The sequence below is a fragment of the Rhodococcus sp. KBW08 genome (assembly GCF_003852455.1).
GTDB classification, from domain to species: Bacteria; Actinomycetota; Actinomycetes; order Mycobacteriales; family Mycobacteriaceae; genus Rhodococcus_F; species Rhodococcus_F baikonurensis.
Map to the genome: position 1 here is coordinate 222096 of NZ_QAJJ01000008.1, position 11142 is coordinate 233237.

At 61.9% G+C, this 11142-nt stretch carries 10 protein-coding genes; 3 read left to right on the forward strand and 7 right to left on the reverse strand.

What is annotated here, in order from left to right:
- Positions 1 to 54: 54 nt before the first annotated feature.
- The 6 genes from DBV08_RS10690 to DBV08_RS10715 all read right to left on the reverse strand — a co-directional run bounded on the left by DBV08_RS10690 (position 55) and on the right by DBV08_RS10715 (position 8026).
- A complete protein-coding gene (locus tag DBV08_RS10690) occupies positions 55 to 930 on the reverse strand; it encodes a MurR/RpiR family transcriptional regulator (RefSeq protein ID WP_095971799.1) in 876 nt (291 codons plus the stop codon).
- Positions 927 to 2123: an anhydro-N-acetylmuramic acid kinase gene (locus DBV08_RS10695; RefSeq protein WP_124567419.1), complete on the reverse strand. Its 1197-nt coding sequence runs from the start codon at positions 2121 to 2123 to the stop codon at positions 927 to 929. The genes DBV08_RS10690 and DBV08_RS10695 overlap by 4 nt, the downstream gene beginning before the upstream one ends.
- Positions 2124 to 2169: 46 nt before the next feature.
- The gene (locus DBV08_RS10700; protein ID WP_095971797.1) at positions 2170 to 3501 is read right to left on the reverse strand and encodes an MFS transporter; all 1332 of its coding nucleotides are present in this window, start codon (positions 3499 to 3501) and stop codon (positions 2170 to 2172) included.
- Positions 3502 to 3604: 103 nt separating this feature from the next.
- A complete protein-coding gene (locus DBV08_RS10705) occupies positions 3605 to 4585 on the reverse strand; it encodes a linear amide C-N hydrolase (protein WP_095971796.1) in 981 nt (326 codons plus the stop codon).
- A 17-nt stretch (positions 4586 to 4602) separates the two neighbouring features.
- Positions 4603 to 6510, reverse strand: a complete 1908-nt coding sequence (locus DBV08_RS10710; protein WP_124567420.1) for an alkyl/aryl-sulfatase — start codon at positions 6508 to 6510, stop codon at positions 4603 to 4605.
- 109 nt (positions 6511 to 6619) lie between these two features.
- Positions 6620 to 8026 (reverse strand): MFS transporter, encoded by a 1407-nt coding sequence (locus tag DBV08_RS10715; RefSeq protein ID WP_124567421.1) that lies wholly within the window; start codon positions 8024 to 8026, stop codon positions 6620 to 6622.
- Between the two features lie 112 nt (positions 8027 to 8138).
- Here DBV08_RS10715 and DBV08_RS10720 point away from each other — a divergent pair, with 112 nt between their 5' ends.
- The gene (locus DBV08_RS10720; protein ID WP_124567426.1) at positions 8139 to 8741 is read left to right on the forward strand and encodes a helix-turn-helix domain-containing protein; all 603 of its coding nucleotides are present in this window, start codon (positions 8139 to 8141) and stop codon (positions 8739 to 8741) included.
- On the opposite strand, the gene DBV08_RS10725 is transcribed toward DBV08_RS10720, so the two are convergent.
- Entirely contained in the window at positions 8738 to 9517 is a 780-nt protein-coding gene (locus tag DBV08_RS10725; RefSeq protein WP_124567422.1) for an IclR family transcriptional regulator, read from the reverse strand. The two genes, DBV08_RS10720 and DBV08_RS10725, sit on opposite strands and share 4 nt — an antisense overlap.
- A gap of 167 nt (positions 9518 to 9684) precedes the next feature.
- On the opposite strand from DBV08_RS10725, the gene DBV08_RS10730 reads away from it, so the two are divergent.
- Positions 9685 to 10452, forward strand: coding sequence for a CoA transferase subunit A (locus DBV08_RS10730; RefSeq protein ID WP_172436629.1), 768 nt, complete (start codon positions 9685 to 9687; stop codon positions 10450 to 10452).
- A complete protein-coding gene (locus tag DBV08_RS10735; RefSeq protein WP_003941451.1) occupies positions 10449 to 11111 on the forward strand; it encodes a 3-oxoacid CoA-transferase subunit B in 663 nt (220 codons plus the stop codon). The genes DBV08_RS10730 and DBV08_RS10735 overlap by 4 nt, the downstream gene beginning before the upstream one ends.
- Positions 11112 to 11142 lie beyond the last annotated feature (31 nt).

Here is an 11142-nt window from a genome sequence, read left to right on the forward strand (position 1 = left end):
CTCGTCGGATTCACAGCGACGACTCCTCGTCAGATTCACAGCGACGACTCCTCGTCAGTGCCGCTTCGAAGCAATGGCGTCATGGCTTCGTTGCAGAGCAGAGAGTGCGCTGGGCAGCGAGTGCGCCACCATCGCGAAAATTGTGTCCACTACCAACAGCTGGCCGGTTCGGCTTGCCATCGCAGCCGAACGGAAACCGAATTCTCTACCGGCAGTGAGCAGTACGTGGTCTGACTGCACGGCGAGCGTCGAACGCGCTCCACCGGTGATCGCAGCCGTCGATGCCCCGGTACGACGGGCAAGGGCGAGTGGTTCGACGACATCGGACGTCTCACCTGAATGTGAGATCCCCACTGCGATGTCGTCCGGTCCGAGCAAGCTGGCGCTCACCATCGCCGCGTCTCGGTCGAGATGAACCCGGCAGTTGACGTCGATACGCGAAAGCTTCAATGTGAGGTCTTGCGCGACGATGCCTGACGCGCCGATACCGTACACCTCGACCCGGCGGGCGGATCGAATCCGGGAGACAACTTCTTCGAGCGCGGCAGGATCTGTCAATTGCGCCGTGCCCTTGAGTTGTTCGGACTCGAACTCGGCAAGCTTGGCCATCACCTCGCCGGCCGAGTCAGCAGCAACGATGTCCACACCGAGTGGGATCGTGTCGCCGGCGCTGGACCCGCTGATCGCCGCCAGCGCGAGACGAAGCTGTGGATAGCCCTCGAAGCCGAGCCTTTTGGCTGTGCGGACCACTGTCGCCGTGCTTGTCGACGCTCGCTCGGCGAGATCGTTGACCGTCAGCGTGGAGGCCAGGCTGGGGTCGGCTTCGATGATTTCCGCGATCCGCAGCTCGGCAGGCGAGAGGCTGCTCAACGATGCGCGAATACGGGCAAGCAGGTCGACGGACGCCGGAACACTCCGGTCCAAAGTCATAACGCCTCGATTCGCATCGTTTTCGGAGCTGACGGCACCGATGTGATTCTAGGCAGCCCACGGCTTCCCGGCGTCAAGGATCCGAGCACACTGGCGTGACACGCACCGGTGCACGAAGCAATGCTGCCAGGCAATCCGTGCGCGGTGAGAAAGCCGAGTACCGCGAAAGCCAATGCTTCCTTGATGTCGGAGGTGACCCCGAGTTCGTCCGAGGAGACGAGCGCAATGTCGCCGAGTTCGTCGCGAAGCATCGCCATCAACGTCGGATTCTTAGTACCACCACCTGATACCACCACTTCGGTCGCAGCAAGCCCTTTGACGGAATCGGCGACGGTTCGGGCGGTCAGTGCAGTCAGTGTCGCGACGATGTCGGCCAGGGACAAGGATTCGTAACCACGCAGAGCGGCGAGTAGATAATCTCGATGGAACAATTCCTTGCCGGTGCTCTTGGGAGCGGGCTGCGCGTAATACGGCTCGCTCAGTAGATGCGCGAGCAGATCGACGTTCGGGGTGCCTGCTGCACCCAGAGCACCACCGAGGTCGAACCACTGCTCCCCCGCCGTGAATTCGCTTACCGCAGCGTCGATCAGCGCATTGGCCGGGCCGGTGTCGAAGGCAATCGGTTCCGCGGCACCGTCTGCCGTCGACGTCGGGGTGCCACCTGGAGCAGTGACGTTCGCGATGCCACCGAGATTGAGCGCGACGGAGCCCGAAGTTCTTCCGTTGAGCCACAATACGTCGAAGGCGCTGACAAGTGGTGCGCCCTGACCACCCGTCGCCACGTCACGAGAGCGCAGATCCGACACGACTGTGCACCCGGTCTCCTCGGCTATCCAGGCCGGCTGCCCGAGTTGAAGAGTGCCCCTTACTTGCGATCCTTCGACCCAGTGGAACATCGTCTGACCATGTGAGGAGATTAATTCCGCACTGCCACCGCACAATTCCGCGTTCGCCCGTGCGGCCACCGCCGCGAATGCCTGTCCGATCTCGGTATCGAGTTGGCAGATCTGACCGACAGTGGTGGACGCAGGCGGTACCGCAGCAGCCACCGCTGCCCGCAACTCACCGGAATATGGTTCGCTGACCATCCCCAGTGGGGTCAGCACAAGAGTGTCCCCGTCGATCCGGATGTCTGCTGCGGCAGCATCGATAGCGTCGTACGAAGTACCGGACATCAGGCCGATGACTCTCATGAAATATCCCTTACTCGGATTGTTTCGGCATTCGGGAAAGTTGCGGTCAGTCGACGAGTGCCCGCTTGTGGGCATTACCTCGCAAGGTACTCAAGGCGATCGCGCTGACGGCGCATGTCGCCATCACGAAGTAGGCCGGAATATCGAGATTGGAGGTTTCCTTGATCAACCACGTGATGATCAGACCGGCACAGCCCGAAAAGACTGCGTTGGACAGGGAGTACGCGAGTCCCAATCCGGTGTACCGCACCGAGGTGGGAAACATCTCGGAGAGCATCGCAGGTCCGGGTCCGGCAACGAGTCCCACTGCGGCGCCGGCGGCAAAGACTGCAAATCCCTTGGCGGTCAGAGACGTCTGCTCGTTCTGCAGGACGTTGAGCAGCGGCAGAGCCAAGACCAGAATTATCACGGTGCCGGTGAGCATGACCGCGCGTCGTCCGATGCGATCGCTGAGTCCACCCGCGATCGGAATGGTCACCGCGAAGCCCGCATTGGCGAGCACGGAAGCAACCAGCGCCTGATGGAAGGTCGCGTTGAGCGAACTCTGAAGATAGGTAGGCATCACCACGAGGAAGGTGTAACCGGCAGCAGACCACCCCATCAACCGCCCGATTCCGAGCAGGATCGCTCTGGCAGTCTCCCCGACAGACGGTTGCACTACCGGCACCGCTGTTTCAGCTGTCGGTTCTGACTGGACCGATCGAGCACGCTCGAACGACGGCGTTTCCTCGAGCCGGAGCCGGAGCCACAGGGCAACCAGACCCATCGGAAGTGCAAGGAGGAACGGGATGCGCCAGCCCCAGTCACTGAGCTGTCCCGAGTCGAGCACGGTGGCGAGGAGTGCCGCGATACCCGCACCGGCGAGCAGTCCGAGTGCGACGGTGAACGACTGCCACGAGCCGTACAGCCCACGTCGCCCGGGCGGAGCGAACTCGGTCATCACCGATACAGCACCACCGAACTCACCGCCCGCCGACAATCCCTGGAGGATTCGAAGGACCGTCAAGAGCAGCGGTGCCAGAATTCCGACGCTCTCGTAGGTGGGCAGCACGCCGATCAGAGTCGTCGCACCCGACATCAACAGAAGGACGATCACCAAGGTGGGGCGTCGGCCGATGCGGTCACCGAGTCGACCGAACAGTGCGGCACCCACTGGGCGGAAGAAGAACGCCAGCGCAAACGACGCATAGGTCTTGATCAGGCTTTCGAGGTCGCCGGAGCCGTCTGCGCTGAAGAAGTTCGACGCGATGATCGTCGCGAAGAACCCGTACACACCGAACTCGTACCACTCGATGAAATTTCCGACGGAGCCGGCGACGAGCGCCCTGCGCCGTTTGAGCTGCGCACCATCGTTCCGTGTCTGCACTGTGATGCCCATGCCGTCCTCCGTTGACGAAACCCGAATATGCAACAAAGTTTCATCTTAACGGAGTAGAAATGTCAAGAAGTTTCACAACTGGGTTTTTGTGGGTCCCGAATCCCTATGCACCTGCGAAGGTGAATGCCTCCGCCCGTTCGAACCGGTCAGTGGAGTCGCCGGAGTAGACGGTGCTCTCGTTCGGACCCAACCCGAGCTTTCGAACGGCAGTCCCTTCGCCGAGATCCATCGACGCCACGTCCACCCAGAAGGTATTCGGCGTCATCGCGGATTCGAAGAAATAGAGCGCACGTTTGTGGTCGACGACCGTGCGCCATCGGGTCGACGAGATGTTGGGCTCGTCGGGAGTCGAAATACCCAGGGGTACCGAAACATTCCGGATGACGCTGAAAGTGGATGCCAAGGCCGATCGGGGATCGTCCGTCTGCGGTATCGCATCCACGTAGAACGACGCCCGGGCGAATCTGTCAGCGGCACGGTTGGTTCCGGGCAGCATGACGGTTCCGTTGATCTGCTTCCAGTACTCGTTGACGGCGAGTTGCTGATCGAAGATGGGTGAATTGGTCATCACCTGGTACTCGCGGCTGTGGTGAATCGTCGGACGTCCACCGATGTACTCGATGATCGCGCTGTCTCCCCCAGCGTCCGAAAGCGACATGTGCAGCGTGGCGAGGCGGTCTTCGCCCGGAACGGCAGCGGTCACCACCGTGAACGGTTCCGACGACAGCACTTCGACCGCTTCCCGAACTGTCGCAAAGCTGTCCAGGACGTACTGCGCCCACGCCGCGATCGACAATCCCGGGCTCGAACCGTCGTACGTCGGATACTCGGACTCGACCAACCACAAGAGATTGGCCGACAACCCAGCCTCGTTGACGCCGTCGGTCGTGCACATGTCGTAGGCCGTCGCGACAACACTTCCGTATTTCGACGTCCACTGGATCGAGTTCGGACCCGCGCAACCCTCTCTGGTCATGCCGCGTGGGAACGCCCAGAGGTTCGTTCCGAGGTCGACCTTCCAATCCATCGATCGAGCCGTGATCACAGTGTCGTTGGGCCCCAGGTAGACCAAGCGTGTGCACATCGAGAGCTCTCCCTTCGTTACGGTGTGACGATATTGAAACTGGGATCGAAAGTGTCCAGTAACCCTCCCAGCGTCTCCAGCGCCGATCCGTCTCCGTCGAGCGAAATCTTCCCCACCTTGGCCAGTTGGGCGGCGGCACCCGGCTGTAGAAGTGCACCTACCAGTGCGGCTTTCGGACCGGAGACGGTCAGTGGTGTGTTCGGTGACGCGCCCTTACGTGCGTTGAGAACGCCGCGCTTGACCCACACGGTCCATGCCTCGTCGCTGTGATCGGTGAACACGAAATCGATGCGCAGGTCCGCGTCGGCTGCCTTCTCGCCGATGAGATGTATTGCGACGAAGTCGAAGAGGATGTCGATGGGCATCGCGAGGACACTGTCCTGACTCGCCGTGACATACGGGGCAGGCTGGGCACCTTCGCGTAGTTCCAGGGCGGCCGAGAGATAGATTCCACGCCACTGAGGCCCTTCGGCTTGATAACCCATCTGCTCGTAGACGTCGGCTTGGAGATTCCTCGCTTCGGTGTTCTCCGGTTGCGCGAAAACCAACTTGTGCAGAATCTCCGCCGCCCATCGGTAGTCCGCAGCCTCGAAGGCCCGTTTACCCTCGTCCAGGATCTTCTGCGCGCCAAGGAGATCGACGAACCTCTTCGCCGATTCAACCGGCGGATGTGGATGAAGCGTCACCGGATCGCCGTCCCACATTCCCAGTTCCTTGGTGTACACGGCGCGCACGTCGTGGTGCAGAGTTCCGTGGTATCCGCGGTTGTACCACTTGCGCGCGAGCTCGTCCGGCAGTTCGATCACCTCGGCGGCTTCGAGCGGCGTGTACCCCTTGTTCGCGAGGCGGAGCGCCTGATCGTGAATGTACTTGTAAGTGTCCCTTTGAGATTCGATGAACGGAACCAGGTTCTCGTTGCCCCACACCGGCCAGGTGTGCGGTCCGTAGTGAACCGCAGCTTCGTCGCCCCACCGTTCGAGAGTCTCGTCCAGATAGCGAGCGAAGTTCCGAGCGTCGCGGGTGCGCGCGCCACGCAACGTCTGAATATTGTGGAGTGAGTGGTTGGCGTTCTCGGCGCACGTCAGGGCCGCGAGTTCCGGAATCCAGATGTGCATCTCCTCCGGCGCCTCGGTATCAGGGGCGTACAGGAACTCGAACTCCAGACCGGCGATCTCGCGCTTGGTTCCGGTCTCCGTGATGCTGTCAGTGGGAGAAATATACGAAATCAGTGGACCTCGAGTACTGATCGTGCCGATGCCGCACGTGACCATCCCCTTGGCATCGAGGTCGAGCAACCCGCCGAATGCGTAGAAAGACCGTCTCGCCATGGCATTTCCCGCGACGACGTTTTCACCGATTGCAAACTTGTCGAACGACGCGATCGTGCCCGGCGCGATGATCGGCACTCGCCCCGACGTCACGTCGTCGAGGTCGACGATCCCTTTGACGCCGCCGTAGTGATCGATATGTGTGTGCGTGTAAATGATTGCCGCGACAGGCTTGTCGCTGACGTGCTCGCGAATCATCTTCATGCCCTGCCGTGCCGATTCGACCCCTGCCATGCAGTCGATGACGATCAGCCCCTCGTCACCTTCGACAACCGTCAAATTGGCCAGATCGTTGTTTCGCACCTGATAGAGACGATCCGTTACCTGGTAGAGCCCTCCGCGACGCATCAGTTGACCCTGGCGCCACAGGCTCGGATTGACGGTGTCGGGTGCCGGAACGTCGTCACCGATGTACGCCATTGCCTCGGGGTCGAAGACAACGTGCCCGTCGTCGGCCACCACCTTGCCCGGCAACGGGGCGATCAGACCGCGATCGGCATCGGCAAAATCTTGCCGGTCCTCCATGGCATACCGCGAAAGCGCTTCGCGATTCGCCGTGACCGTGGCCGGTGTTGCGTCCTTAGGTGTCTGGCACATGGCACTCCCCGCTCGGATACGAGTCGATCAGATACCCCATCATCTGTATCGGGTGCGAACACACTTGGAATCACCCGCGCAGGGTGAAGCTCGAGCGGACGCTCGGTGGTTATCCGTTCGGTTCCTCGGAATTTCGAGATGCAAGTGCAATCGCCAGGACCGCGAGCCCACACCCGGCAACCAGGATCCATCCCGGCCTCGATGCTTGCGCGACATCCACCGGGGCGCTGCCACCGATGATCCCTCCCGCCAGCGCCACACCGAGAGCGGCGCCGAATTGGCGTGCACTGGAGGTTATTCCACCGGCAAGCCCGGCCTGCGATCTCGGCAGCCCGTTGACGGCAGTGTTGGTGATGGGGGCATTCGAGAACCCGAATCCGATACCGAGGAACAGGTAGGCGGCCAACAGCGTCGGAATCGCCGTGTTGTTGTCGAGCGCGACCAGGCACAGCCCGCCGAGTGTCGTGAAGCTACCGGCGATCAGTAGCGGCCGCCGCGGACCGAAGCGCCCGACGAGAATTCCGGACAACGGCGCGCAGACCGTTGCTGCAACAGCCATCGGGAGGGTGATCGCACCGGCCAGGGCCGGACTCATACCGCGGGAGTGTTGGAGATAGAACGTGCCGAGCAGCAGCGTCGCGTTCAAGGCGACGAACACCACGACCGCGCCGATCACGGCCGACGAAAACGGCCGTCGGCGAAACAGTGCGAGATCCATGAGTGGCTCGTGCTTTCGTGATTCGACGCGAATGAACGCGACCAACGCTGCAGCGACGACGACGTACCCGGCCGTCGCCGCGGCAGAGAACCAACCGATTCGCGGACCCTCGATCAGAAGGGCAACCGCACCGCCGACAAGAATCACCAGCAACAGCTGACCGGGAAGATCGAGACGTCGCGACTGCTGCGCTCGGGACTCCGGTACGAACGCAGCAGTCAGGGCGAGCACGGCCAAGATCACGGGCACGTTGATCCAGAAGACCGATCGCCAACCGAAACTTTCGATGAGCACCCCGCCGACGATCGGACCTGCCGCCATACTCAGGCCGAAGACGGCAGCCCACACCCCGATCGCCTTGGCACGCTCCTTCGGGTCGGTCATCACGTTGACCACGATCGCGAGGGCAACCGGGCTGAGCATCGACCCGCCGACGCCTTGGAAGATCCGCGCAACGATCAGCACCCCGACGGACGGAGCGAGTGCGCAGGCGATCGACGCCACCCCGAAGACAACGAGGCCGATCTGAAAAACTCGTCTCCTGCCGAAACGATCGGCCACCGCTCCGGACGAAATCAGCAAGCTCGCCAACACAAGTGTGTACGCGTTGACGACCCATTCGAGACCACGGGTTCCGACACGAAATCCCTCCCCGATCGTCGGCAGGGCCACGTTCACGATGGTCGTGTCCAACCCGACGACGAACAGACTCGTGCAGCAGATCGCCAGGACTCCCCATCGCCGCCCTGCATCAAGTCCGATCACTTGCGTTTCGTCGGTCCCGCTCGAAGGTTTCATGGTCGGACTCCATCTCTCGAAGTGTTCTGCCGTGCTCGACTGCCGCGAGGATCGTCACCCGCACACCTGCGAACCCGTTAGAAAACTTGCAGAAACTGCAAAGATGGACAGCATGGATGCTGAATTCGAGCAGTTGATCGCCGATATCGGACCGAGGCTGCGCACGCTTCGACGCGATCGCGGGTTGACTCTCGAGGTGCTGTCCGAGGCCACCGGTATCTCCGTCAGCGCACTCTCACGCCTCGAATCGGGTAACCGTCGTCCGACCCTCGATCTGCTGTTACCGCTCGCGCGGGCTCATCGGGTTGCACTGGACCAACTCGTCGGCGCTCCCGCTACGGGCGATCCCCGGGTTCACCTCACTCCGAGTCGACGCAAGAACGGCAGTGCCGTCGTTCCGTTGACGCGTTATCCCGGACGCGTGCAGGTGTTCAAGCAGGTGATCGGTCCACGTCCGCCGAAGCTCGTCACCCACGCCGGCTACGAATGGCTCTACGTCCTCGCCGGGAATCTGCGTCTCATTCTGGGTACGAACGAGGTTGTCCTGCACCCCGGTGAGGTCGCGGAGTTCGACACTGCCGAGCCCCATTGGTTCGGGCCCGCCGATGAACAGGTGGTGGAAATCTTGCATCTGTTCGGCCCGCAAGGCGAGAAGGCGCATGTGCGCACGAAGGCGAAAACGACTACTACACAAGACCTGGTTCACGAAAGCTAGTTCACTGCATGTGTTTTCAGTCGGTTCGACAGTGTATGAGCGTGCTCGAGGAGTAGCGTTCCCAACTCGGCATGGCGTGCGGGCCGGAAGCGAGTTTCCACTCCGGTCAGGCTCAGCGCCCAGGCCGGGCGACCGTTGCGGTCGAACACCGCGGCACCCATCCCCCAGCTTCCTTCGACGATGAGGGCCGGATTGACGGCGTAGCCGGTGACACGCGTCGACTCGATTCGCTCGCGGATTGACGTCTCACTGTGGATCTCGCCCCATTCCGGTTCCAGATTCACTCGGACGAAATAGTCGTCGACGTCCCGCGTCGGTAGGTGACTCAAGATGGCAAGGCCGGCCGACGCGACTCCCAACGGGAATCGCTTCCCCTCGTGCAACACGTGGGATCGCAGCGGAAAACTGCCTTCCTGACTCAGGACGCAGACTGTCTCGTCACCTCGACGTGCCGACAGGAATGCGCTCTCCCCCGTGACCCGGGCAAGTTCGTCGACGACGTCGCGAGCGCGGTCGGTGATGTCGTACCTGTTTCCCGCCGCCGCCCCCAACAGGTACAACTCCGGACCGAGAGACCACCGACCGGTTCTCGCATCACGGTCGACCAGTCCTTCGGCAGCCAGAGACGTGAGGAGCCGATGCGCGGTGGGGCGAGCGAGGCCGGTGGCCTTGCCCAATTCCGTGGTGGAAGCACCCGTTGGCTCGGACGCGCCGAGAGCTCGCAGAAGTGCCGCCACCCGTGCGACCATTGCCGGCGATTGCTCACGAGTTGGCATGCAGCAATCCTAGCGTTCATTGAGTGAACGAAATGTCTTCAGATGATCAGTAGCCGATCAGATCTGTGTCGATAGTCGAGAATCCTTGAACCTGTGAACTGGAGATAGTTCACTGGATACCGAAGTGAGTGAGTGTCTACTCAATGAACGCCTGGTAGGGAGAGAACATGACAGCAAAGGTGTACGAGTCCGCAGCGGACGCAGTCGCCGACATCGTCGACGGCGCAACGCTGGCCGTCGGCGGATTCGGTTTGTGCGGCATACCCGACGTACTGATCGACGCGATCGCAGCAACGAGCGCAACCGACCTCGAAGTGTTCTCCAACAACTGCGGCGTCGACGATCACGGTCTCGGAATCTTGCTGAGCGCGGGACGTATCCGGCGGGTGACCGCGTCGTACGTCGGTGAGAACAAGGAGTTCGCACGGCAGTACCTGGCCGGCGAACTCGAAGTGGAACTGACGCCGCAGGGCACGCTCGCCGAGCGTCTGCGCGCCGGCGGAACCGGAATCCCGGCGTTCTTCACACCGGCCGGCGTGGGTAGCCCCATCTCCGACGGCGGAATGCCATGGCGCTACGACGCCGACGGCTCGATCGCTATTGCATCGCCTCCGAAGGAGACTCGCGTCTTCGGAACCAAGCGCTACGTGATGGAAGAGGCGATCAACGCCGACTACGCACTCGTGCACGCTGTTCTCGGTGACACCGACGGCAACCTCGTGTTCGACAAGACCGCAATGAACTTCAACCCTCTCGCTGCCATGGCCGGTCGCATCACCATCGCGCAGGTGGAACGCCTCGTCGAACCCGGTGAAATCGACCCGGCGTCAGTGCATCTACCTGGGGTGTTCGTCCAGCGCGTTGTCCACACCGGACCTCAGAACAAGCGAATCGAAAAGCGAACCGTCAGCGCTTCGGAAGGAACCACACGATGACCGCACCAGTGACAGTGACGGGTTGGACGCGCCAGCAGATGGCAGCACGGGCGGCTGCCGAGATGATCGACGGCGAGTACGTCAACCTCGGAATCGGTCTTCCCACACTGATTCCCGGATACCTGGGCTCGGACGTTCGCGTGGTCCTGCACTCCGAGAACGGAATTCTCGGAACGGGACCGTATCCCACCGAGGACAACGTCGATCCTGACCTCATCAATGCCGGCAAGGAGACGGTCACCGTCAATCCCGGTGCGGCATATTTTGATTCGGCCCTCTCGTTCGGGATGATTCGCGGCGGACACATCGACACCGCGGTCCTCGGCGGCATGCAGGTATCGAAGACCGGTGACCTCGCCAACTGGATGGTCCCCGGCAAGATGGTCAAGGGCATGGGCGGCGCGATGGACCTGGTCCACGGTGCCCGTCGTGTCATCGTCGTCATGGAGCACAACGACCGCGACGGTAACCCGAAGATCGTCGACGCCTGCACACTGCCGCTCACCGGCCAGGGCGTGGTGAATCGGATCATCACCAACCTCGCCGTCATCGACGTGAGTGAGGACGGCCCACTCGTCCTGCGTGAACTCGCCCCCGATGTCAGCGTCGAAGACGTAGTCGCCGCAACCGGCACCGAACTGAAAGTTGAACTGGCATGACCGACACGACCACTGTGATTGTTGCGGGAGC

Bases quoted from the DNA above. Each gene is read 5' to 3' on its own strand.
- DBV08_RS10690 (WP_095971799.1), bottom strand. From the start codon at position 930: ATGACTTTGGACCGGAGTGTTCCGGCGTCCGTCGACCTGCTTGCCCGT.
- DBV08_RS10695 (WP_124567419.1), bottom strand. From the start codon at position 2,123: ATGAGAGTCATCGGCCTGATGTCCGGTACTTCGTACGACGCTATCGAT.
- DBV08_RS10700 (WP_095971797.1), bottom strand. From the start codon at position 3,501: ATGGGCATCACAGTGCAGACACGGAACGATGGTGCGCAGCTCAAACGG.
- DBV08_RS10705 (WP_095971796.1), bottom strand. From the start codon at position 4,585: ATGTGCACACGCTTGGTCTACCTGGGGCCCAACGACACTGTGATCACG.
- DBV08_RS10710 (WP_124567420.1), bottom strand. From the start codon at position 6,510: ATGTGCCAGACACCTAAGGACGCAACACCGGCCACGGTCACGGCGAAT.
- DBV08_RS10715 (WP_124567421.1), bottom strand. From the start codon at position 8,026: ATGAAACCTTCGAGCGGGACCGACGAAACGCAAGTGATCGGACTTGAT.
- DBV08_RS10720 (WP_124567426.1), top strand. From the start codon at position 8,139: ATGGATGCTGAATTCGAGCAGTTGATCGCCGATATCGGACCGAGGCTG.
- DBV08_RS10725 (WP_124567422.1), bottom strand. From the start codon at position 9,517: ATGCCAACTCGTGAGCAATCGCCGGCAATGGTCGCACGGGTGGCGGCA.
- DBV08_RS10730 (WP_172436629.1), top strand. From the start codon at position 9,685: ATGACAGCAAAGGTGTACGAGTCCGCAGCGGACGCAGTCGCCGACATC.
- DBV08_RS10735 (WP_003941451.1), top strand. From the start codon at position 10,449: ATGACCGCACCAGTGACAGTGACGGGTTGGACGCGCCAGCAGATGGCA.